Here is a 23,500-nt window from a genome sequence, read left to right as displayed (position 1 = left end):
AAAAAACTCCAGAAGGACTTAGGCCCTCTGGAGTTTTTTTAGAAAAAGATTGAGAAATCCTGAAACAGCTTTTGCAGATTCTGTACATCCCACGGCAAAAGCTCTGCAATCGTTAAACCAACAATTTCGCTTTGCTCAGCAATAGCGGCCATTGTATCTTTCACTTCAGTCAAGGTCATTTTCCCTGCCTCTGACGGAAACGATGCTCTGCCCGGCTCGGAAAAATACAAGGAACGAAATTCATTAGGATCTAAAACATCCAAGTCAAAATGAACGACCACCTTATCGAACTGCTGGCACTTCAACCACTCCTGAATTTCCTCTGGACTGATTCGATGATCCGTTTGAACCTTATATTCAAGACTTAATTCTTCAAGTAAAATCTTTTCATCAGCTGTCGGTTCCTGTAACCCCACATATAAAACGGATTGGGCAGTAAAGGGATGCTGAACCTGTTGAGCCAGAACCGGATCGCCCTGCCCTAGTAAGTTTCCTAAAACCATTGCGTGTTCATTCACAAAAACATCTGGCGTAGAAATATCTGGATGAGCATCAATCCAAATGATTCCCAGCCGATCACCGTACTGACCATGCAAATAATCGAAAGGAGCTTGCGAAACCAAACAATCTCCTCCGAGAGTAATAATTTTATCCGGCTGCTCCTGATTAATGATTTCCGCAGTACTCCTGACATTCTCTAAGACAATACTTTGACCCGTCACACCATTTTCCTGCTCCAAAGGTTTGTCATAGCTGGGGATCGGAACAGTGATCTCTTTTTGATTCTCATTTTTGGGTGCCAGCCAAGACAATAGCTCCGAACCTAGAGAATAGGTGGGATTATTGCCTCCCTGCCATTGAGGAATTTTTAAACGAATCGTTTTACTCACCTGCAACACTCCTTTTTCAAGATTTCCTGAAATGACCTCAATAATGTAAAACTTACAGACAAATTAAATCGGCGGTGATTGTACCATAGCCTATCTGGCGCGATTTTTCAGCCATTTCTGCTGGTACAGTTAACGTCAAAAGTGATTGACTGCCCCCTTAGCGCAACTCCGACAGCCAAATAGTGAGAGAATCGTCCTAACAGCTATCAAGAAGCTGTGTATCTGGAAGCCACTACTCACTTTAGTCATTTTCCACCTCTTCAAAACGACGATGATAAAACAAATAACTAGCAATGGCAGAGGTCATGGGCAAAATAACTACCGCTGCTGCTCCAGTTAAAATACTGATCAATAGCTCACCAACAAAGGCCTTTGAGTTGATTATATCAAAAAAAGAATAGTTTAAATCCTGTATCCAAATAATCAGTGCCAAGCTTGAGCCCATAAAAGCAAAAAGCAATGTATTAATGGTTGAACTGAGAATTTCATGAACGATTGTCATGCTTGAACGCATCAATTCTTGAAAACTGCTCTTATTTCCCCGTCGATAAATCTCATAGGTCGAGCTGCTCACCGCCATGCTACTGTCAATAATTGCTCCGGAAAAGCTCATCAAAATAATCGAGGTATTCAAGGCTGAAAAAGGAACCGCAACTGAAAAATCCAACATCTGCAGCTCTTCTAATTCTTCCAGTGCAAAACCATGAACCTTAAAGACTTGAATTGCCGGCAGCATCACTAATGTAAACACTGCTAGAAAAAGAATTACACAAAGAAAAGCCACCTTAGTTTTGGCATTCACGTCATTAATATAAAATAAAGTAACCGCAGTGACTCCCAGAAAAATAATAAAGGTCACTAAAAATACCGGGAAGCCGCGACTAAGCAAAAATAGCAGCAGAACAAATAGAAAAAAATTGATAAACGTCCCTGTAATCATATATACAGAGCTCCTTTTGAAAACTAAAATCATTAATCCGATCAAAATTACGGTAAGAATAAGCAATACATTCACTGTGCTTTCCTCCTTCTTTTCAGATTTTCAGCAACAATAAACGCGGTCAACGCAAGGGGAACGGACAAAACGATCGCAAATCCACCGCAAATCGCTCGCAAAATTTCTAATGATAAATGCAGTCCAAAGGTATCGCTAAAATTCCATCCGTTCGCCAGATTGAAAACAAAGGAAGGAATTGCTCCGCTCAAATAGGCAAACATCAGAACATTGATCATAGAAGACGCCGTATCTTGGGCAATTTCCTGACCAGAACGCACCAACTCTTTCACCGAAAGCTGATGATTTTTGGCTTGTATTTCATCCAAGCTTGAAATAATCGTAACGATATTATCCATACTGGCACCAATGGCTCCAATTAGCAAGCCTGCCAGAAAGACGGACCGATACGGTCGAGTAACAAATTGCATTTCCTCAAACCATATTCCATTATCTCTTAATTGATTCATGGCAATCAGACAGATGATGAATGCCAGAAAGACACTAAGCAAGGTTCCGATTATTTTACGTAGATCCAAATTTTTAAAACCATAGGAGGTTCCCATAGCAATCAATACTGCTAATACAGTATAAATAGACATCAGAAACAGCAACGGGAGACTGCGATTATTCAGATTGATCCAGAGAAAAAGTACTAGCAAAAGACTGTTCATTCCTAATCCAATCAACGCATAAATTCCCTTTCTCCCGCTAATCAGCAACACAATCCAAATAAAAATTCCCACAAGAATAAAGACATAGCCATCACGCTTTAAGGACAAAACCTGCCATTTGCCTCCATGCTTTTGCAAAATGAGTTGCTCACCTTTTTGATAGGCTGGCGACAAGCCTTCATTTTCATAATAAGTTTCATTAATCGTTACTTTCCCTGGTGCATTCAATAGCCGACCTTTGATTTCTTGCATATTTTCAGCAACCTTAATATTTGCCTCTTCCACTTTCATAACTGGGTCTGAATAAAGAAAACTGCTCTTAGCTTGAAGGAACAAACCAGTCACTAGGATCATAGCCAAAATCAGCAGGGATCGTATTATCTTTTTCTTCATAACTTCCTCCAATCCAACTTTTATTTTACCATTGCTAGTTTCATAGGATCTTCGATATAAAAAGATTAGATAAAAAATAATAAACTACTATTGGCCTAACAATCAAAGTTTCAGGAGAATGTTCATTCGTATGATCTGCCAAAATTAGACAGCCGAAAAAGAAGTACCCTCGTGAAGCAGTTGAGCTTCAAGGATACCTCTCTTTAACTTTTATTGTGCGAACTAATTAACCTTCCTCAAACAGTAATAAGCAAAAGTGTTTTGAGTTTTTAGAAGGCTTTTTACTCTATTATTTATCGTTTAGTCAATGACGACTATTGCTGAAAATTAACCGCTACTTCTAAAGTCTCGATTAAAAAAATCGAAGCTTTAACAAATTGGTTTCAATTAGAAATAAAAAAAACAAGTATTATTGGAAGCCCTCACAAAATTGAATCCCTTTGAAAAGTTGAATTAAAATAAGTTCTAAAGCTGTTTTTCCCCAGACCGTTTTTGGTTCTATCTTAGAGTCTGAAACAGATACCCCTGGTGCTGCCAGTCACTCTATGTTACTGCGAATTACTGAGAAATTTTTTTGCAGCTTCTCAAATCAAACGAGCAAATTTCTACCGTCCTCTTAATCATAAAACTGCAACAGCTTTGGAGATAACCGATACCCCTGTCCCCAAACAGTGTCAATGAGATCTTCATGAAACCCCACATTCCGCAGCTTTAATTTTAAACGTTTTACAATTACTGAGATCTGAGTCAAGCGAGAATTATTGGGCGGTCCTTCCCATAGATGGTAACACAGGGCTTCACGGGAAACCAGACGACCATTTTCCTGGATCAAACAGTCAAAGGTTACCCGTTCATTTTTACTCAAGCATTCCTTAAAATCCTCCAACGATCTTGGTGAATGCTCCTTTTGATAAAGAAAAACAACATCACTGCTCTCTTTATTTTGACAGCTGACCAGCTGAATTGCTAGCTGCTCTCTCATTAGATCTAGCGATTCTCCTTCAAAAATCCATAGGTCAATCCCCATCTGGTGCAGTTTCTCGGTCTCCTGTTCACTAGGCTGGTGTATCAGCTTGCGAACCAGCAGATTATTTTCATCATTTACATAAATTAAGAGCTCGCGAATTTCCTGGTCAGTTAAGGTTTCACTAAAAATAATGGCTTGATAGCTTTCAATCATCTGCTTGCGATTCGGACTTTGCTTAATTTGCTCCAGCATTGCAACTGAACAAAAAACTTCATAATTCAAATGCTGCAGCTGTTCTTGCAGGGTTTGCTCAGTTAGTAAATTCTTGGTCAAAACTAAAATTGGGCGCACGATGGACCATTCCTTTCTTTAATTGTTTACATTCTACGCTCGCTAAAATTTCTGGCGATTTCTAAATGGTTCATGTTCTAAAGATGCAACCAATTAGATAAACACCAGAAAATAAACGTGGTATAATAGAACGTCGTTGCTTCCTTCGTATCCTGTTCTATAAAAGAACAGGACATACTCAAAATACACCGGTACTAAAAGAACTTTTAGTCCCCTACGACTCAAACCGACGGCGATTAAAAAAATTCGAACTATTTTAAATAACAAAATTATATAATTATAATGAAAGAAAGTAGGGTTAAATAGATCTTTTTGAAAGTGATAAGTATCACAATGATAGAAACCGGTTTCCTAAAAAATAAAAAAAGAAAGTGGGCCAAATTGACAAACCTCAAAAAAATTTTTTAGGCGATTGCTCTTGTCATTGCTTGAACTGCTGCAACCTGCTGCTCTTGAATAGAATGACCGTAAGTATCCAACGTCATTTTAATAGAAGAGTGTCCTAAAATACGACTGACAGCCAAAACATCAGCTGTCGCCTCCAGGCAGCGAGTAGCAAAAGTGTGCCGCAGCTGATGAAAGTGCACCTTTTCCAACCGGGCTTTTTTGCGAATTCGATGAAAATGATAGGTTAACAAGCGCGGTTCGCAGGGTTTTCCATTTGTAGTAAAAACAAAAGTTTCTTCTGAAGCCTGGATTTTCAGCCGCAGCAAAATATCCCGTACAGTCCCGCTCATGGGAACTGAGCGTTGGGCAGCTTCTGTTTTAGCGCTTCCAAGATGAAGTTTTGTTCCCTGATTGCCTGTCACGCGTTGATACGTATGATTGACGTAAATCATAGATTGTTCAAAATCAACCTCATCCCAGGTTAAGGCCGCAATCTCACCGATCCGCATACCCGTTTCCATGGCTAAAATTACCGCGGCAGAACGATTATCATGATCGGCCTCCGCCACTTTTTTCAGTTTTTTTTGCTGGTTGCGGGAAAGCGCTTGGACCTTGCTTTTCATGGCTTTCGGTAGCTGAACTAAGGTACACGGATTTTTTTCAAGTATGCCTTGTTTTACTGCTTGATTCAACGTTTTATTCAACACGCGAAAAATGCTCTTGATGCTGCTTAAGGAAAGTCCTTGTAACCGCCAAGCTTCTACTGCTTTACCAATATTTTGTTCGTCTAATTGGTACAATGACAAATCTCCCAACTGTTCCCACAAATAGTTTTTTAATTTGTGGCGATAGCTGGAATAGGTCGATACCTTCAAATTGGCTTGCCAGTCTTCCAATAGCTGTCCGCTCCATTCATGGAATTCCATGATGCTTTTACCGTACAAGCGAAGCATGATCTCAGCATTTTTCTTTAAAGGTGTTAACTTTTTCTGTACCTCTTCATAGGTTTTTCCATAGACATATCCGTACTTAATCCGACCGTTAGTTTTACGCCCCTTATGATAGCGTCCTTCCCAACGTTCATCTTTACGGAAATAAATATTCTCACCTTTTCGTCCCATAAAATAACTCTCTCCTCTAATTTAAATGACGGCTTATTTTGACGGGGAAAATACGAGATTTTTAACCCTCCAATTTAAACCGAAAGATCACTTGTTCCTCAAAATAATGAATTTACTCATTCTAAACTATAGTAAACTGTTGCTTTCAACAGTCATTTATCTTATAATTTTGTTGAAAAGCAGTTTTTATATAGTTATACAAATAATTTGTCATCTATTTCACATCTTTTATCCTGTTCTTTTATAAAACAAGAAAAGACAGTCCTCTATCAAAATAGTCAATTTACTTCAAACATACAAGTTTCTCGATAAATAATGTATGTTTTTTTATTTTCCTCTAATAAACGAAATGTCTCGTTTGAATAACAATTTATAAATCTAACAAAATAATTACTCCAGCCTTACCTTTCGCTTTCCTTCTAAATCCTTTAAAATTAAAACAACACAACTATACGGAGGTCAAATCGAATGGAATTACGTTTATTAGAAGATTCAGATCTCTCTTTAGTGGAGGGGTGGTTGAACGCTGAACATGTCCGACGTTGGTATGAAATACCTGATATGGGCATTACAATTGATGACTGGCTGGCAGAAATAAATCAACGCCATGACGCGTTCGCATGGTTAACCTATCTGATTGTTAGCTGGCAAGGCCAGCCGATTGGTTTATGCCAGTATTATAAATGCAGTGACAGTGATGAAGATTTTGGCACACTGCCATTGAAGGGAACATATGGAATTGATTATTTGATCGGAGAAGATTCCTTTGTTGGAAAGGGTTTGGGTAAAAGGATGATTGGTTTATTAGTAGAACAGATATTTCGTTTTACTGATGCCGAGCGGGTAACGGCTGATATCGATCCAGAAAACAAAGCTTCTGAAAAGGCTTTGTTGGCTTGTGGTTTTACTTTATGGGATAGTAATAGGAGCCGGTATGTTAAACAAAAGAATTGAAACACCAAAAGTGCACCACCTATCTTCTGATAAGTCGTGCACTTTTTTATTCTCCTAGCTGCATCGAGCTAGCCATCAATGGATTCGCAATATTCGGTAAAATATCTGCCGAGTAATTTTGCGGCCGTTTCATGGTCAGATACAAAATGTATTGGGGATCTTCGGTTGGATAAACTAAGCCCACAGAATACAAATATTCATTAGTACCTACACCATAACCGCTGCCATCTTCTGCGGGAATCTGCGCAGTTCCAGTCTTAGCAGAGACTGCTTGACCTTCCAAGTTATACAGACCATAAGCAGTTCCGTAGTTTTGATCTTCTACCACATCTCGCATATAGTTCAAGACCTGTTGGCTGGCTTCAGCTGAGAACATTTGCTCGTTACTTTGATTGCTGTTATTATCAGCTATGACATGCGGCTGAACAGGCACACCCTTATTGGCAATTGCACTGTATACGCGTAACATCTGCATTTGATTCACACTAATTGCTTGGCCATAGGCACTCATCGCTAAATCGACTATATTATCACTTGGCAAGGAACCCGCCGCCTCATCTAAACCAGATTGGGTAGCCTTCCCAAAGCCCATCTGCTTCATGGCCTCCTGCCATTTTGTCGCCCCCATCTTGTTAAACAGTTCCACCATACCAACGTTACTTGACCAAGAGAACGCTTGTCGCATAGTCAATGGCCCTTTTTGACCTAAGTCATGATCATTGATCGTCGTGTCTTCAACCTTAATTTGACCCGCTTGAATCACTTCATTAGGATTAAAAACACCTGCATCAATCGCTGTGGCCAAGGTTCCCACCTTGATAGTTGAACCAGGTTCGTATTGCTCTTCAGTAAATAAATTCCGCCAAACAAAATTCTTTTCCTCAGTGCCTTCCATGGTTTCCGGATTGAAGGTTGGCCGCTGTGCCATCGCTAAAATATCGCCCGTTTTAGCATTCATTAGCACACCAGTTAAGCTTTCAGCCTGCGCGGAAGCATCTGCCGTGGTCAATAATTGTTCTAATTGCATCTGCAATGGTTCAGAAAGCGTAGTTGTGACATCTGTACCATCTGCTACTTTTTGCGTTTCTTTTACCGTTCCTGGTAATGGACTCCCTTGAGCATTTTTGTTGTACTTAATTTTCCCATCGGTTCCTGCTAGAACCTGTTCGTAGGCCTTCTCTAACCCTGAACTGCCAACAATTTTTCCATCCTCATTAGTGGTGTAGCCCAATAAATGTGCTGCAAAGGAACCATTGACATAACTGCGGCTGTTCGCAGCTGTAAAATAGATACCTGAAATATTCTTAGCAGTTAATGCCTGCTCAATCGACGTTTTTTGCTCTAAACTCAACCCTTTGGCCGCACTTCCTAGTTCGACTTGGAAAAGAATTTCACCGTCCTCTGTAATGCCCTTCTTCAACATTGCCAGAACTTCTTCCGTTGAACTATCAATAAATTGGCTGATAATTTCAGCAGCTGGCTGGAAGTTTTCTTTTGCTAAATATAACGGCTGATCTCCTTCTTTATAATTCGGTGATAGAATTGCGTACATATCAAACTGTTGGCTGTTCACCACTAATGGATTGCCACTTCGGTCCAAAATTTGTCCCCGATTAGCAAAAGTAGTCTCAGTTCCGTTATAAAGCGCCTCGGTACGTTCAGCCAAAGAAACACCAGCCACCTGCCCGCTTATGACCACATAAGATATCCGAAATGCACAAATCAGAAACAGAAGAAAGGAAAACACAATCAGCAAGAAACCGACTCGCTTCCGATTTCCAATCGTGTTCGGTTGATTTTGTCGTTTAACAAATCGTTTAAATCTGCGCATACAAGTCCCCTCATTAAAAGCATTGTGGACTTATTATAATCTCTAATTGCAAGGAGTGTGTGAAGTTTCTCTTAACGAAACGTTAGTAATTGCTTTAGAAAGTCTTGGGATGGTATCTCAGCCAAAGGACCTCATTCTTCAATACCTCAACGGCTTTTAACTTAAAGTCAACTGATGTAATTGTCGCTAGATTCGTTCCACGTTCAAAAATAGTATGGGTCTCCCTTTGGCCGTCTGTAACCGGTGCTACTACTACGCTTACTTCGTCAACTATCCCTTCTTGCAAAAAAGACCAATTAACAACTCCCCCACCTGATACCATCAAGGTTTCAATCCGAAACAGCTTGAGCAATTTCTCAGCCGCCAAACGGCAATCAATCGTTTCTTTACCCGCAAAAATGTAAGAAATTCTTTTCTCACGAAGAAAAACAAGGTAAGCATCAGTGACTCTTTCTGTCAAAACTTCAATAATATGTGCTCTCGGTCGTTTGGCATAATCGACATAGTTCTTATCCCACCCTACTTTGCCAGATGGATCAACTGAAACAATGTACATCGCCGCCTGTTTTTCTGCAATAAAGTCTTCCTTTGATACTGGGTAATCAACTGGTTTTAGAACTGGTTTATGGTAGTTCGTAAAATTTTCTTCCATCGTGACTCGGCCACATAGCCAAGCCTGGCTGTGATACCGGGTGTTAGTGGTCTCGTACACATTGCTGGCAACTTCAGCACCTGCAGTATTCATAAACGGACCGCTGATTTTTCCATTCAACGACGTAAGCATGTGACACACAATATAAGGTCTTTCCATTTGAATTCCTACTTCCTTTTACACTAAATGAGTAGAAGAACACCTCTATCATGATCAATAGAGATGTTCTTACAATTATTCTACAGCTGTTTTAACTGGAATTGGCAGGTTACGACTGCTTAAGTCCTCACCGTTTGATGCAATCACCTGCTGGTACCAATAGAAAGATTTTTTCTTGGTTCGTGCCAATGTACCGTTGCCCTCATCATCACGGTCAACATAGATAAAGCCGTAGCGTTTACTCATTTGTCCAGTACTAGCTGCAATTAAATCGACACAACCCCAGCTAGTGTAGCCCAACAATTCAATTCCATCAATTTCGACAGCATCTTTAAAAGCTTGAATGTGCTGTCGAATATAATCAATTCGGTACTCGTCGTCAATAAAACCTTCGTTATTTGGGATGTCTACCGCACCTAGTCCGTTTTCCACAATGAACAATGGTTTTTGATACCGATCGTACATCTGATTCAAGGAATTTCGTAAACCCAAGGGATCAATTTGCCAACCCCATTCCGTTGAAGGCAAATGAGGATTTTTAATTGTGCCAAAAATATTGCCGGTGGTATGTTCATAATCCTCGGGATGGGCACTGACGGTTCGAGAAGAATAATAAGAAAAAGAGACAAAGTCAACTGGTGCGGATGCCAAAATAGTTAAATCTTCCTCCGTCATCACAATATTCAAGTTTTCCCGTTCAAACTTTTTCAACGCATAATTCGGATATTTCCCTCTGGCTTGCACATCGATAAAGAAGTACCCTTCGCGATCTCGGTTGATTGCCTCTTGATAATCTTCAGGGCGGCAGGTATAAGGATAATTATTGCCGCCAGCCAGCATACAGCCTACCTGATTTTTGGGATCGATTTCGTGAGCAATTTGGGTAGCCAATGCACTGGCTACTAATTGATGATGCGCCGCTTGATATTTTACTTCTTCGTGATTTTCTCCGTCTTGAAACACAATCCCACCACCAACAAATGGCTGGTGCAGCAGAATATTAATTTCATTAATCGTTAGCCAATAGTTGACTAAGCCTTTGTAGCGCGTTAAGACGGTTCGCGCATAACGAGCATAAAGATCGATCAGTTGACGATTCCGCCAAGAACCGTAATTCTTAATCAAGTTTAACGGAACATCAAAATGAGCAATAGTTACCAGCGGTTCAATCCCGTGCTTATGCAATTCCTTAAAAATAGCTTCGTAAAAAGCCAAGCCTTCTTCATTCGGCTGCTCATCATCTCCATCAGGAAAAATACGCGACCAAGACAGCGACATACGATAGACTTTAAAGCCCATTTCTGCAAATAATTGAATATCTTCCATGTAATGGTTGTACATATCAATCGCTTCTTTGGCCGGATAATAATAACTGTCTTGCCATTCAAGCATCTCCATTGTACCATCTGCGATCTTTTTTCGGTCCGGTCCACAAGGCATCATGTCAATGTTGGCCAGACCTCTCCCACCAGCTAAAGCACCGCCTTCCGTTTGATTAGCGGCTGTTGCGCCGCCCCATAAAAAATTATCTGGTAATGCCATTGGTTGTATTCTCCTCACTTATACTTGAATCGTTAACATCGTATTTTGATTATTTTTGATGCCGAAAGAATCGTGTTTGACTTCTTTGTAATTCGCCGTATTCGTTACGATAACCGGTGTTTGAGTCACATAACCCGCTTCTTTCAGTTTACCTAAATCAAAGGTAAGCAGTGTTTGTCCTTGAATTACCTTATCCCCTTGATTAACATGAGCCTCAAAATATTTTCCATTCAGCTCGACAGTGTTTAAACCAACATGAATCAAAAGCTCAACGCCATTCTCACTCACTAAGCCAATCGCGTGCTTAGTTGGAAATAGAGTGACTACTTCTCCGTTAAAAGGCGCAACTATTTTTCCTTCACTCGGTTCAAAGGCAACACCCTGTCCCAACATACCTGAAGCAAAGGCTTCATCCTGAACCTGAGACAACTCCAGCATTTCACCATTGATTGGACTGTTAATAGCAATTGAATCTACTGCAATCACTGATTCAGACGTCTTTTCAGCTTTGCTCTCCTGCTTTTCGAAACGTAAACTCAAGAAATAGGTAGCAACAGCTGTAGTAATCGTTGTAATTACAATTGCGATAAGAATATTTATCAGATTGGAAATATCCTCACCGATATATAGCGGAATAGCTGGCAAGCCTGAAGACCCAGTAGCAAAACGTGAGGCCCCACTTAATCCAGCATATAATCCACCTAAACCACCACCAATCATTGTCGCAATTAATGGATATTTTTTAGGTAAAGCTACACCGTATAGTGCTGGCTCAGTAATTCCCATCAAAGCAGTAATCCCACCAGAAGTAGCCACCTGCTTTTCTTTTTGATCCTTGGTTCTTGTGCTGGCAACTAACGCTGCAACACCTGTAGCAATATTTGAAACCATCGCTCCTGGACCAAAAATATTGGCATAACCAACAGAGGTTAGCTGCAATACATCCAATGGCCCTATACTAGTATGAATTCCAAACATCACCATAATTGGCAGCAGGGTCCCCACAATAACTGCTGGTGCCCAAGGTGCTACCGCACGAATTCCGTTGAATCCAGCTGCGATGAACTCACCTACATAAGAGCCTAATGGTCCTACTGCCACTAGAGCAACGACGCCTGTAATTAGTATTGTCAGCATCGGCACAAACACGATTTTCACAGCATTAGGAATGATTCGATTGAAAAACTTCTCAATAAATGATTGAACAATAACGATCAACATTATTGGAATTACACTGGCTCCATACCCCACTAAGCGAACCGGCATTGCGAACAGCTGAACCGCATTTCCTTCCGCAACAAGTGCTGTAAAATTTGGATGCAAGAGGACACCTGCTAAAGCCATCGCTAGATAGGGATTACATTTAAGCTTTCTAGCTGCCGTATTGGCTAAGAAAAAGGGCAGAAAATAAAAGACAGCATCAGCCATAAAATTAACAATGTAATAGGTTTGACTTTCATTCGAGACAACATTAAATAATACGAGTAGGGCTAATAAAGCTTTAATCATTCCGGCTCCGCTCATAGCAGGAATAATTGGACTAAAAGAAGTCGAAATAAATTCAATTGCTAAGGTCAAAAAGTTTTTATTTTTCCCTTCACTGTGGTCGGCGGTCTGATCAATAGTATCTAATAATGGTACTACCTCTTCATAAACCTCAGCTACATGGGTGCCTATCACTACTTGAAATTGACCACCGCTGCTTATCACTCCTGCAACACCATCCAATTGCTGTAAAGCTTTTGTATCCACCTTTGATTCATCTGTTAAGTCAAACCGCAGACGAGTCTGACAATGAATCAAGTTGCGTATATTCTCTTTTCCCCCTACCAGCTGGACAATGCTGCTGGCAAGCTTAGTATATTTTTTACTCATTCGTTCTTTTCCCCTTTCAATTTCTCAGCGCGCTTTGATAAACTTACTATAGCGGCAGGTGCACACGCTTTCAATCTTTTACCGATGATTTGGCACTTAGTTTCACTTTTTCTGATAAAGCAGCTGCTTTTGCGAAACTAACTGAAACTTCTGGCACCTCAGGTTGAATTTCTGAATCTTCCAGTTATACTATTGATACAACATGAAAGGACCTCATCCTATGGAATTACTACAACGCATTGAAGAGTTTACCGTCAGTCAAAACAATACCAAACGGGAAATCGCCGAATTTATTCTGGAAAATAAGTTTGAAATTCACAAATATTCCATCAATCAAGTCGCTAAAAAAACCTATTCTTCGAAGTCAGCCTTAGTTCGCTTTGGCAAAGCACTGGGCTTTAGTGGCTGGAAAGATTTTCTAAACAAACTGATTGAGGATCTCCGTTATGAACAAACCCATTATTCTGAGATTGATCCCAACATCCCTTTTACGACGGAGCACAGCTACCAGGAAATTATCAAAAATATTGCTACTGTCCAAATTGAAAGCATTCAGGATACTGCTGATCGCATGGATGTCTCCAGTTTGGAAAAAGCGGTTGCCATGCTAAACAACTCTCGCAGAATCGTCATTCTAGGAGTGAGCCCTAACAACCTGCTGGGAGATATCTTCCGTAGAAAAATGGCTACCATCGGACGATCAGTTGAAGTGATTCAAAGTGGAGAAATTGGTTTGGCATCAAGCGGCTTGACCAAAGCAGACACCGCTATTATTATTTCCTATTCTGGTAACGATGTTTCTCGCGAACCCATGCGTTTTATTCCACAAATGAAGAAACAAGGAGTACAGCTGATTGGGATAACCAGTGATGGTGGAAATTACATTCGCCGCGAAATCGAAACAATTCTCAGCATTTCTTCTCGAGAAAGACTTTATAAAAAAATCAGCAACTTTACCACCGAAGAATCGATCCTTTTTTTGTTAAATATCTTATATGCCGGACTTTTCTCAAAAGAGTACATTAAAAACTATCAATTTAAAGTAACAAATTCTATGAATCTTGAAGAAACTAGGATTATTCGACAAACCGATTTAAAAGAATAGCAAAGCTGCAAGACATTTGTTTATGTCTCGCAGCTTCTTGCTTTATTCCTTCATCCTCAAATCAATCTGCCAATACAGTTTCGCTTCCTCTGTAGTCTTCAATGACTGAATTTTGGACAAGTCACCAGCTAGTTTTCCAATTTTATACCGCGGGATTCCGAGCGTATATTCTTCTTCTGCCAGATTAATTCCCAAGTACCCCCAATCAGGAAAGTAGCAAATATCACCTGTAGCAGAATGACAACACTGTTCACCAATAATGGTTAACTCGAAGAAATCTGAAAAGTAATAGCTTTTAGACCTATCCTGTTTACATAAAAAAGGTTGCTTCAAACTACCAGAAATCAGTTTTTCCTCAAAAAAATTAGGAACAAGCATTACCTCATTCAAGGTATCTCCTATTTGAAAATATAGTCGATCATTTTCTACCTGCCAGAAATGCTTTGTCATCCTTTTTTCCTCCTCGGATTGCTCACTTCCAGTTTAATACTTAAAGTGAACTCCAAAGCAAGTATTTTTTTAAACTTTTCTCTTGCCTTGGAGTTGACTCCATGCCTTATACTATAAAAAAAGGAGGCGAAAATATTGACTATTAAAGAAGCGGCCGATATGTTTGATCTGACAGTGGACACCATTCGCTATTATGAAAAAATTGGAGTGATTCCACCGATCACTAGAGACAAAAGAGGGTATCGGGTATTTACTAAGCGAGATCTGAATTGGATTTTCTTAGCTAAGAGTCTACGTAATGCGGGAGTATCGATTGAGTCGCTGGTAGAGTTCGCAGCCTTATCGCAAGTTAGTGGTGATGAACGACTGGCTCAAAAAGAAATTTTGAAGGCGCAATTAATCGAATTGGAGCAAAAACTTAGTGACCTTCATAAAACTCGGGATTTATTGGCTTATAAAATCGAAACTTACGATGACCATATCGCTAAGTTCAACAATGGTAAACTGTCTGATGACGAAGTCGAAGAATTGTGGAAAATGAAGCACTTCAAACGTTATATCAATCGATAATCTAAGGATACTAATGGGAGGAAATTAGTTATGCAATCTATTAAATTAAACAACGGAGTCGAAATTCCAATTTTGGGCTTTGGCACGTATCAAATTACTGACCCAGAGCAAGCAGAACAAGCGGTTTATGATGCTATTCAAGCAGGATATCGTCATATTGATACTGCTCAATCCTACATGAATGAAGAGGCTGTTGGTCGTGGTATTGCCAAAGCGGGAATTCCACGACAGGAGCTGTTCATCACAACCAAAGTTTGGGTAGAAAATGTATCCTATGACAGAGCAAAAGCTTCCGTACAACGCTCTCTGGACCGGCTGGGTTTAGATTATCTTGATTTATTGCTGCTGCATCAACCATACAATGATGTTTATGGTGCATGGCGAGCATTGGAAGAATTACAACAGGAAGGCAAAGTTCGCGCCATCGGCATTTCTAATTTTGCTGTCGATCGAGCAGTGGATTTGGCTGAATTTAATCAAGTGACACCACAAATCAACCAAATTGAAATTAATCCCTTCCAGCAGCAAACTGGAAATATTGCCGCACTCAAAGAAGAAGGCATTGCGGTGGAAGCTTGGGCACCCTTTGCGGAAGGAAAAAACAATATCTTCCAAAATAAAATTCTGACCGAAATCGGCAACCAATATGACAAATCAGTTGCTCAAGTCATTGTCCGCTGGCTAATGGAACAAGAAATAGTTGTTCTAACCAAATCGGTGAATCCTGAACGGATGGCACAAAATATTGATGTGTTCGATTTTGCCTTAACCGATGAAGACAAAGCAAAAATTGCCACCTTGAACGTCGGTGAAAGCCAGTTCTTTTCTCATGCGGATCCGCAAATGATTAAATGGATGGCTAGTCGTAAAATAGATGTATAACCGACATGCAAAAACTCCTTAAAGCTTAAGCTTAGAGGAGTTTTTATATGTTACTTATTCAATTAGTGCTGCGTCAGAGTTTAGAAATTTGTTCACTGACTTTTCACACTGATTATCCAAACTAAAATTCAAGTGTGTCATTTGGTGTCTCTTTTTCGCATCTTTGTATACCGATCGTAAAGCATCGCTCTGATTAGCTATTCCCGATCCTTGTCTCTAGGAAAATACTCTTAAGATATACTGACTTCTAAACTCGTATCCCCTTTTGTCACTCTCTCAATTTCATAGATTTATTCTATTTTGCATCAAAACATGACAGCTTTCGTTCCAGCCTAAACTTCTAGCTTATCCATTAATGCTTCAGTCAAGGTTTTAGAAAAATTGACACCGGCTTTTTCAGCGCGCACATTCAGCCAGTGAGGGATACTGACGTTTTTCTTATCCAACTGACCTTCTTTTAAATAATCTGTTAAATTGACGGAAACTAAGGTCACAAATTGCTTTTTTTTGTCAAAGGCTATTTCATTAATCGGTGTTGGATCAGGCAAAGAACAATCTTTTTCAATTAAATCTCCTAGCATTATTCCTAAAGCATCCGCCGCTATCACTAATCCTTCTGGTATCGAGTCGGCCTGGGTAACTGCTCCCTCCACATCTGGAAAATAAATTCCGAAACCCACCGTATCTTGTTCAAAAATTGCTGGATAGACTTTGTTCACTGGATACACCTCATCTTTTTGTATTGGTAGCTTTGAGTACAGAAGCTTCTACAACTCTAGACAACTCTTTTCCATGCTTTGTTAAAATCACTGGCCTTGGATACCCTTTTCGAACAAATTTTCTGTGAGATCCTTTGCCTCCCTTAACTTCAATAAAAACTGCTCTTCTAAGCAGTTTTTCAGCCTCTTTGCTGGTCATAGGCATTCTGCTGCACCTTATGCTGTATATTATAATGCGCACTAGGCGCATTGTCAAAAATGACTACTAGTACCACTTTTCTTCATTTGTTCTCCATAATATACGCAAAAAAAAGCAAACGAAGTTATCCGCTTGCCTATTTAGTGATAAAAATTAATTCCAACTTCCGTATCCTCCACTAAGCTTCCCTTAGGCGCCTTCAGCACTAAATAAATCCAATAAAAATCTCCTGCACATGCAGCCGCATGAAACGTCGCAAAAAATAGATAACTGCCTACGAATAAAATACCGCTTAAATAGGCAATCGTCAGGCTCAACGTAATCAATACAAATGGAGACAGCGATATCCAGGCGAACTGCCCACGTGAGTATTTTGATCCTGGTGAAGCAGCATAGGCGATCCCTTTTTTGATATTGATGCCAAACTTCACTTTACCTTTTGGGGAAAAGACTCGGAAGAACACTCCGTGAATCAATTCGTGAATGACAATCAACAGAAATGTCCCTGCTGTTACTAATAAAAGCTGCATTACTGAAAAAGTTATAGAGGACTCTTTCACTGGAATGATGGCAGTCACTGCTAAAAATAATAAGAAAAAAAGAATCAGCAGAAAAATAGATGCGATGTTCAAACGTAAAATACTTTTCTTATCATTTAAGATATCAACCGATCGAATCAGCTTCATCACACTTCCCCCTTCTTCTCTTATAGTAGAATAAGTGTTTGATTTAAGAAAAGTCAAGCCGCTTTCAGCTGGAAATAGTCTATTTATCAAGGATCACAATGGAATTACGTAAAAAAACTGGACTAAAGTCAGACAAAATCTGAATCGATTAGCCAGCTTTATTTGAAAAATTCATGATGAAAAAATTACGAAAGACAAGCTTTCAGTTATTGGTGCTTTAACATCAATTTAAACCATGAGGCTACCAATTAAGCATAAACAAATGCATAATAAATCACATACCACCAGCCTAGCATACCATGAAAAAGTGCCCATAAAATACTGTGCCATTTGCGATAAGAAAGAATGAAAGCCAAGATATTCCCAATACCGATTCCTGTTTTAACTGGCTGATCCATCTTTTGCTACACTCTCCTCATCGCTTACTTTTCAAACCCTACAGCCACACAATTCAAAGCTGTGTTGGCATTGATCATCGCGTTAATCACCACACCATCATGTGGAAAATGACCATCTCTTTCCTTGTTTTTATTAAAGTCCCGAATTGAGTAAATAACGATATAGGTAAATTTCATACTTCTTCCCTCCTCTATTGTTTGTCTCGGTTTCTCATTTTATAGACAATCAATTCCTGCAGCAAACTAATCAGTAAAAAAAATAGTCCAATAACTGCTAAAGCAAAACTAATCATTCCCGCATTATCAAAGATGATTGAAACGGTTGCGGAAGCAAAAGCGCAGAACAACCAAACCGCGGTAATCATGTTTCTTCTTTTTTCTAAGGGCATGCTCGTCTTCTCCTTTTCTTCTTGTTAAATCTAGTATACCGATTTGTCAGAAGAATCTGACGATTTTTCCTAAATGGTTCATTTCGCGCCTTAATTGGTCATAATCACCTTGCTTGGTATTCACATCTTCTATAGAATGAAGCTACTAAACAATTTTTCGAGGAGCGTTTAAATGGTAAAGTTCGTTTTTTATTTGGGGTTTAATTACTTAAATATATTTCTGCATTTAATTACTTTGCTCTATGCTTTGAAGCACTTATTCCGTACACCAGTAAGAAAAAAGACAGCTCCTATTCTAAAAAACTGTCTTTGTTTTGCTTTTTTTCTCGCAATAATTGTTACTGCAATCAGCTTTATCGATCTTTGGGACCAACGATATATTACGCCCACTACATCGACTGTCCTATCAATTATCCAATATTTCGGCTTGCTGCTTTGGTTGAAGCATTCGATGCATTTGCACGCTTATTGTATACCACTTATTTTAGTTACTTTTATCACTTTTACTGATACCATCTTTTCTACCACTTTACAGTATTTTTTTATTGCACATGAAGCTTTTTTTCTGACGATTCCGTATCCATATGCTCATCTTACTCACCTCATTTATTCTTTACTGGGTTTCGTGATCAACTTATCACTGATTAAACTTTTTTCTTATCGGATGTGGTTTGATCAGTTGTTAAAATTTCCAAAGCTGATCTATTCAAGTGGCATTATTTATGTAATTTTAGAGCTGGTTATATTCAATAGCAATTTAGAGGATATGCGAAAATTGGGAACAAATGTCAAAAATCTTTACATTTCAGGCGTCTTTCTGCTCTTTTTATTGCTATTCATGGTGCTGGTTCGGGAAGTCGATCGCAACTATCGACTCTCCTACTCAAAAAAAATGCTGGACCAGCAGCAGCAGTACATTGAACATGTAGAGGCTCTGTATAATGACCTGAGAAAGCTTCATCACGATCACAAAAACCTGCTTTCTGGCATGTATTTTCAAGTCAGCGAAGGGAAAATCGATGAGGTAAAAACCTACCTGTCTGAAAAACTTCTCACCACAGATGAACAGCTGCAGGAAACGATTCGTCAGCAAACGCAGCTGAACAATGTAAAGATGCTTGAAGTAAAAAGCTTATTGTTAACCAAAATTATGCTGGCTAAGGAACTCAATGTTACTCTAAATGTGGAGGTCATTTTACCGATTGCGTCCATTGGGATGGAGATGAATGATTTTCTGCGGGTTTTTGGAATCACCTTAGACAATGCTATTGAGGCTGCCAGCAAGTTAGATACTCGCGCAGTGGTAGATGTACTGATACTTCAAAGCACTGGCTGTGTTGAAATTGTAATCAAAAACCCGTGTTTCGAAACGGTCAACCTAGAACGTATTTGGGAACTGGGCTATTCAACGAAAGGGCAAAATCGGGGAATTGGATTAACCAACTATCAGGAAATTTTAAATTCTTACTCACAGGTGTTGCGTGAGACCAAAATTTCACAGGATCAGTTTGTCCAGACGATTGTGATACCGACTTAAGTTCTCACACTAAGTAAGCTTGTCTCTAGGAGTAAAAAAGGGGCTCTTTCAGCTTTTTCTTAAGATTTTTATGCTATAGTTAAATAAGTAAATTTTGCGTTAGAAGGAGGACATTATGCAAAAAGTCGTTTGGATTTATTCCATCAATGTTTATGATACCAGCGCACCTTTTGGTTTCGGCACCCCTGGGGTAAGGGCATGGCACGGAAACAAATTTCAGTCCGAAATGAAAGCAGCTTTGCAGCCGGAGATTGAGTTGGAGTTTATTAGTTACAATCCCGCCAGTAATGACATTCCGGATGCTGATTTAGTTCTATTTAATAGTCTAGACGCAAAGCGCTTGAGTGATGAAATTACTGACAAAGGGTTGGCGATCCCCTTCGAAGACCTTTACATGGGAAAAGTTCAGGAGATCAAGGAATACCTGATGCCCTTCTTGAAATCAGCATCAACTTAGCTACTAAATTAGAAAAATACAGATAGGTATTGTTGGTTCATTTTCTCCAACGATACCTATCTTTTATTTGCAAATATGCTTAAATAAATGGGACTACACTTTGCTTTTTCTTTTTTTATAGCATAATTTTCATTTCCAGACTCTTCAGGCTTGTACCAGCGAGAATTAATGATAGAATAAAGAATCATATCTTATGAAGGAGTTTATATATACATGACTTATGCACTAGAAATAAACCAACTGAAAAAGGTCTATGGCTCAGGTGTTACAGCGCTGCGGGGAATTGACTTGGCTGTTGAGGAAGGCGACTTTTATGCCTTGCTAGGACCTAATGGCGCGGGGAAATCCACAACGATTGGTATCATCACCTCTTTAGTCAATAAAACCTCTGGTCAGGTGAAGGTCTTCGGCTACGATATCGACAAAGATCTGGTTGTCGCTAAACAGCAAATTGGCTTGGTGCCGCAGGAATTCAACTTCAATCCCTTTGAAACTGTTCAACAAATCGTTGTGAATCAGGCAGGCTACTACGGTGTTTCCCGAAAAGAAGCGCTAAAACGCAGTGAAAAATACTTGAAGCAGTCGAACCTGTGGGAAAAACGCAATGTTCGTGCTCGGATGCTTTCTGGTGGGATGAAACGTCGTTTGATGATTGCCCGTGCTCTGATGCATGAACCGAAATTATTAATTTTGGATGAGCCAACTGCTGGAGTGGATATTGAGCTGCGCCGGGAAATGTGGGAGTTTTTGCGAAATTTGAACAATAGCGGAACCACCATCATCTTGACTACCCACTATTTGGAAGAAGCTGAGATGCTATGCCGCAACATTGGCATTATTCAATCAGGAGAACTCATCGAAAATACCAGCATGAAGAATTTGTTGGCAAAATTACAATTTGAAACCTTTATTTTTGATTTAGAGCCATTAGAACAGGCACCTGTTATCAGCGGTTACAACTACCAAATGGACGATGAACAAACGTTAGAGGTAGAAGTGGAACGAAACCAAGGAATCAACGAAGTGTTCCAGCAGCTTAGCAATCAAGGAGTAAAAGTTCTGTCCATGCGTAATAAGTCCAATCGTCTGGAAGAACTTTTCTTGAAGGTTACTGAAGAAAAACGTCACACGGAGGAGATCAATGTTTAGTTTATATCTTACTGCTTTAAAAAGCCTAGCGGTAAAGGAGACCAACCGCTACCTGCGGATCTGGGTTCAAACGCTGGTACCGCCAGTGATTACCACGTCCTTGTATTTCATCATTTTCGGCAATTTGATTGGTGGAAGAATCGGGGATATGGCCGGCTTTTCTTACATGGAATTTATCGTACCCGGTCTAATTATGATGTCAGCCATTACCAGCTCTTATTCCAATGTTTCCTCTTCCTTTTTCTCACAGAAGTTCCAGAAAAACATTGAGGAATTATTAGTGGCGCCTGTACCTACTCATATCATTATTTGGGGCTTCGTAATTGGGGGCTTGGGCCGCAGTGTTATGGTTAGTGCTCTTGTGACAGTAATCTCATTATTCTTTGTTCCATTACATGTCCACTCTTGGCTGATTATCATTATGACGCTGTTAATGACCGCTATCTTATTTTCATTAGCTGGTTTGTTAAACGGAATTTTTGCTCAATCCTTTGATGATGTCTCAATTGTACCAACCTTTGTGTTGCAGCCACTAACCTATTTAGGTGGTGTATTCTATGCCATTTCAATGCTGCCGCCGATTTGGCAAGCCGTGTCCAAGGTGAATCCAATCGTGTACATGATCTCGGGATTCCGCTACGGATTTTTAGGTGTAATGGATGTCCCGATCGTGATTTCAGTCTCGATTTTAATTCTATTTATTGTTGTACTCTATGCCATCTGCTGGCGTTTGATTGAACGAGGACGCGGCTTAAGAAGTTAATGCCCAACCATCCTGATTTCAGGATGGTTTTTTTGTAGCTAATTGTGTCGAAAATTCCTTTTCTTGTTCATTGGTTTTGCCCACTTAATCATTTATAAAAAACACGCAATCCTTTTAAAAGAATAGAAAATCTATTGTATTGAAAATTTTAGCAAGAAATATTCTGATATCTGAACCCTATAATTCGCTAGAAAAAACCATGATTTTGAAATATTTCATTTAATAACGTTTGTTATCCCAAAAAATGCTTGACCTTCAAAAACATATGTTATATTATGAAAACGTATTCCACATTAGATGAAACCAGAAGGAGTTAGCATAATGAAATTAGGGATGAAACAGGTTACGAGCATGAAGAAAGTTAGTTTAGAAAAACGTTTCAATGATTATTATACTAAGACCAAGGACAGTGTATTAGTCATACAATGCGCGATTGCGGCTGCTATTCGTAACAGTTTTAGCACCTCTGACTTCTCTTTTTTAGCACAGGACTTAATTCGTTCATTATTTCTAACCGATGATGCGGTTCGTTCTATTCCTCTTTCCTGCGTTTATTTTCGCGATTACTTTTCTGATGACGAGTGGCAAACCGTTATCAACCGCTTATTTTCCAGTCCTGAGGAGTTCGAACAAATAACGGGAGAATCCTCCATTTACATAGAAAAACTGCGCCCGCGATTCACTTCTGGTGAGCAGTCGACGGATAAAAAAACCAGCATGATTTCTTACTTCAAGGATGCCGCTGGCAAAAGACACAGCTGGACTTTAAGTAACATCAACCCCGACATTACCAAAGAAGAACACTATGCACTTCTCTCAATTTTAGGGACCTTAACCATTTTTGAAAAGGATGGCGTCCGTCGGTTTGTAGAACCTATTTATGCCGATTTTAGAGTCTTTGAGCCTGGCTTTGATCGCCGAAATGAAGAGGAAGCTGCGGAACTGCAGAAAATGATGGGCAGCTTGCTGCCTATCACCACGAAGGAAATTCCAGAGGCTGTTCCTTCATTTGACCAGACGGCCGCTCTTCAAGAGCAACTAATCGATTCAATAGATGATGAAATAGAAAACGAAGAGGACGACCTGTACGACGACTTAACTGAACTAGAAAAAGAATTGCCTGACCTAGCAATGAAATTAATTCTGGAAGGCAAACCAATCGATGAAGTTCAACAGGCGATTGACCGGCGAAAAGAAGAACAAGCCTTTGATTCACAAGCTGTTCCTGTCGGTAAAACCCTCAGCAACAAGGAACGCTTTCAACAAGTTCTAGCTCAAAAAAACCGAAGCAAGCAAAATAAATCAAGCCTGCTAAATCAGATAAATAGACGAGGGAAACGGCGATAATTCGCTTCACCTCATGAAAAACTGAATAAACGAGGGAAATAAAAATGGCAGGAACCCTT

The 23,500-nt window shown here is 39.7% G+C and carries 25 protein-coding genes; 9 read left to right on the top strand and 16 right to left on the bottom strand.

The genetic code is table 11. From position 1 onward, the window contains the following. Positions 1 to 38 precede the first annotated feature (38 nt). The 5 genes from IGI49_RS23640 to IGI49_RS23620 all read right to left on the bottom strand — a co-directional run bounded on the left by IGI49_RS23640 (position 39) and on the right by IGI49_RS23620 (position 5,777). Positions 39 to 890 (bottom strand): arginase family protein, encoded by an 852-nt coding sequence (locus tag IGI49_RS23640; protein ID WP_429965187.1) that lies wholly within the window; start codon positions 888 to 890, stop codon positions 39 to 41. A gap of 241 nt (positions 891 to 1,131) precedes the next feature. Continuing rightward, on the bottom strand, positions 1,132 to 1,905 hold the full coding sequence (locus IGI49_RS23635) for a YibE/F family protein (protein WP_429965188.1): 774 nt from the start codon (positions 1,903 to 1,905) through the stop codon (positions 1,132 to 1,134). After that, positions 1,902 to 2,951 (bottom strand): YibE/F family protein, encoded by a 1,050-nt coding sequence (locus tag IGI49_RS23630; protein WP_429965189.1) that lies wholly within the window; start codon positions 2,949 to 2,951, stop codon positions 1,902 to 1,904. The genes IGI49_RS23635 and IGI49_RS23630 overlap by 4 nt, the downstream gene beginning before the upstream one ends. 616 nt (positions 2,952 to 3,567) lie before the next feature. Then, entirely contained in the window at positions 3,568 to 4,269 is a 702-nt protein-coding gene (locus IGI49_RS23625) for a winged helix-turn-helix domain-containing protein (protein ID WP_429965190.1), read from the bottom strand. Between the two features lie 404 nt (positions 4,270 to 4,673). Beyond that, positions 4,674 to 5,777 (bottom strand): tyrosine-type recombinase/integrase, encoded by a 1,104-nt coding sequence (locus IGI49_RS23620; RefSeq protein WP_429965191.1) that lies wholly within the window; start codon positions 5,775 to 5,777, stop codon positions 4,674 to 4,676. Positions 5,778 to 6,245: 468 nt separating this feature from the next. Here IGI49_RS23620 and IGI49_RS23615 point away from each other — a divergent pair, with 468 nt between their 5' ends. Then, the gene (locus IGI49_RS23615; protein WP_429965192.1) at positions 6,246 to 6,731 is read left to right on the top strand and encodes a GNAT family N-acetyltransferase; all 486 of its coding nucleotides are present in this window, start codon (positions 6,246 to 6,248) and stop codon (positions 6,729 to 6,731) included. Positions 6,732 to 6,777: 46 nt separating this feature from the next. Here IGI49_RS23615 and IGI49_RS23610 read toward each other — a convergent pair whose 3' ends face one another. The 4 genes from IGI49_RS23610 to IGI49_RS23595 form a co-directional block, all read right to left on the bottom strand. Next, positions 6,778 to 8,562: a penicillin-binding transpeptidase domain-containing protein gene (locus tag IGI49_RS23610; RefSeq protein ID WP_429965193.1), complete on the bottom strand. Its 1,785-nt coding sequence runs from the start codon at positions 8,560 to 8,562 to the stop codon at positions 6,778 to 6,780. A 94-nt stretch (positions 8,563 to 8,656) separates the two neighbouring features. After that, a complete protein-coding gene (locus IGI49_RS23605) occupies positions 8,657 to 9,373 on the bottom strand; it encodes a dihydrofolate reductase family protein (RefSeq protein ID WP_429965194.1) in 717 nt (238 codons plus the stop codon). A gap of 75 nt (positions 9,374 to 9,448) precedes the next feature. Next, entirely contained in the window at positions 9,449 to 10,915 is a 1,467-nt protein-coding gene (locus IGI49_RS23600) for a 6-phospho-beta-glucosidase (protein ID WP_429965195.1), read from the bottom strand. 18 nt (positions 10,916 to 10,933) lie between these two features. Continuing rightward, entirely contained in the window at positions 10,934 to 12,790 is a 1,857-nt protein-coding gene (locus IGI49_RS23595; RefSeq protein ID WP_429965196.1) for a beta-glucoside-specific PTS transporter subunit IIABC, read from the bottom strand. A 220-nt stretch (positions 12,791 to 13,010) separates the two neighbouring features. Here IGI49_RS23595 and IGI49_RS23590 point away from each other — a divergent pair, with 220 nt between their 5' ends. Next, positions 13,011 to 13,895 carry a MurR/RpiR family transcriptional regulator gene (locus IGI49_RS23590; RefSeq protein WP_429965197.1) on the top strand — a complete coding sequence of 295 codons (885 nt, stop codon included), beginning with the start codon at positions 13,011 to 13,013 and terminating at the stop codon, positions 13,893 to 13,895. Between the two features lie 42 nt (positions 13,896 to 13,937). Here IGI49_RS23590 and IGI49_RS23585 read toward each other — a convergent pair whose 3' ends face one another. After that, a complete protein-coding gene (locus tag IGI49_RS23585) occupies positions 13,938 to 14,345 on the bottom strand; it encodes a hypothetical protein (protein ID WP_429965198.1) in 408 nt (135 codons plus the stop codon). A gap of 135 nt (positions 14,346 to 14,480) precedes the next feature. Between IGI49_RS23585 and IGI49_RS23580 the strand changes: the two genes are divergently transcribed. Together IGI49_RS23580 and IGI49_RS23575 are read left to right on the top strand one after the other, a co-directional pair. Beyond that, positions 14,481 to 14,915, top strand: a complete 435-nt coding sequence (locus IGI49_RS23580) for a MerR family transcriptional regulator (RefSeq protein WP_429965199.1) — start codon at positions 14,481 to 14,483, stop codon at positions 14,913 to 14,915. 30 nt (positions 14,916 to 14,945) lie between these two features. Continuing rightward, a complete protein-coding gene (locus IGI49_RS23575) occupies positions 14,946 to 15,797 on the top strand; it encodes an aldo/keto reductase (protein ID WP_429965200.1) in 852 nt (283 codons plus the stop codon). Between the two features lie 332 nt (positions 15,798 to 16,129). Here IGI49_RS23575 and IGI49_RS23570 read toward each other — a convergent pair whose 3' ends face one another. The 6 genes from IGI49_RS23570 to IGI49_RS23545 form a co-directional block, all read right to left on the bottom strand. Next, complete coding sequence (locus IGI49_RS23570) at positions 16,130 to 16,516, bottom strand: type II toxin-antitoxin system HicB family antitoxin (protein ID WP_429965201.1); 387 nt, start codon at positions 16,514 to 16,516, stop codon at positions 16,130 to 16,132. A gap of 10 nt (positions 16,517 to 16,526) precedes the next feature. After that, positions 16,527 to 16,721 (bottom strand): type II toxin-antitoxin system HicA family toxin, encoded by a 195-nt coding sequence (locus IGI49_RS23565; RefSeq protein ID WP_429965202.1) that lies wholly within the window; start codon positions 16,719 to 16,721, stop codon positions 16,527 to 16,529. A gap of 134 nt (positions 16,722 to 16,855) precedes the next feature. Next, positions 16,856 to 17,401: a DUF3267 domain-containing protein gene (locus tag IGI49_RS23560; RefSeq protein ID WP_429965203.1), complete on the bottom strand. Its 546-nt coding sequence runs from the start codon at positions 17,399 to 17,401 to the stop codon at positions 16,856 to 16,858. 248 nt (positions 17,402 to 17,649) lie between these two features. Next, positions 17,650 to 17,799 (bottom strand): hypothetical protein, encoded by a 150-nt coding sequence (locus IGI49_RS23555; protein ID WP_429965204.1) that lies wholly within the window; start codon positions 17,797 to 17,799, stop codon positions 17,650 to 17,652. 24 nt (positions 17,800 to 17,823) lie between these two features. Further along, positions 17,824 to 17,976 carry a hypothetical protein gene (locus tag IGI49_RS23550; RefSeq protein WP_207705297.1) on the bottom strand — a complete coding sequence of 51 codons (153 nt, stop codon included), beginning with the start codon at positions 17,974 to 17,976 and terminating at the stop codon, positions 17,824 to 17,826. Between the two features lie 14 nt (positions 17,977 to 17,990). Beyond that, positions 17,991 to 18,188 (bottom strand): hypothetical protein, encoded by a 198-nt coding sequence (locus tag IGI49_RS23545; protein WP_429965205.1) that lies wholly within the window; start codon positions 18,186 to 18,188, stop codon positions 17,991 to 17,993. A 172-nt stretch (positions 18,189 to 18,360) separates the two neighbouring features. Between IGI49_RS23545 and IGI49_RS23540 the strand changes: the two genes are divergently transcribed. The 5 genes from IGI49_RS23540 (at position 18,361) to IGI49_RS23520 (ending at position 23,441) form a co-directional block, all read left to right on the top strand. Then, the gene (locus tag IGI49_RS23540; protein ID WP_429965206.1) at positions 18,361 to 19,725 is read left to right on the top strand and encodes a sensor histidine kinase; all 1,365 of its coding nucleotides are present in this window, start codon (positions 18,361 to 18,363) and stop codon (positions 19,723 to 19,725) included. A 115-nt stretch (positions 19,726 to 19,840) separates the two neighbouring features. Beyond that, positions 19,841 to 20,182 (top strand): hypothetical protein, encoded by a 342-nt coding sequence (locus tag IGI49_RS23535; RefSeq protein WP_429965207.1) that lies wholly within the window; start codon positions 19,841 to 19,843, stop codon positions 20,180 to 20,182. Between the two features lie 213 nt (positions 20,183 to 20,395). After that, positions 20,396 to 21,331 carry an ABC transporter ATP-binding protein gene (locus IGI49_RS23530; protein ID WP_207705301.1) on the top strand — a complete coding sequence of 312 codons (936 nt, stop codon included), beginning with the start codon at positions 20,396 to 20,398 and terminating at the stop codon, positions 21,329 to 21,331. Further along, on the top strand, positions 21,324 to 22,094 hold the full coding sequence (locus IGI49_RS23525) for an ABC transporter permease (protein ID WP_429965208.1): 771 nt from the start codon (positions 21,324 to 21,326) through the stop codon (positions 22,092 to 22,094). Before IGI49_RS23530 ends, IGI49_RS23525 begins: the two co-directional genes overlap by 8 nt. A gap of 321 nt (positions 22,095 to 22,415) precedes the next feature. Further along, entirely contained in the window at positions 22,416 to 23,441 is a 1,026-nt protein-coding gene (locus IGI49_RS23520; RefSeq protein WP_429965209.1) for a hypothetical protein, read from the top strand. Positions 23,442 to 23,500 lie beyond the last annotated feature (59 nt).

This window comes from Enterococcus sp. AZ071, from assembly GCF_050499065.1.
Taxonomy (GTDB): Bacteria; Bacillota; Bacilli; order Lactobacillales; family Enterococcaceae; genus Enterococcus_A; species Enterococcus_A ferrettii.
This window is presented reverse-complemented; position numbering and strand designations above follow the sequence as displayed.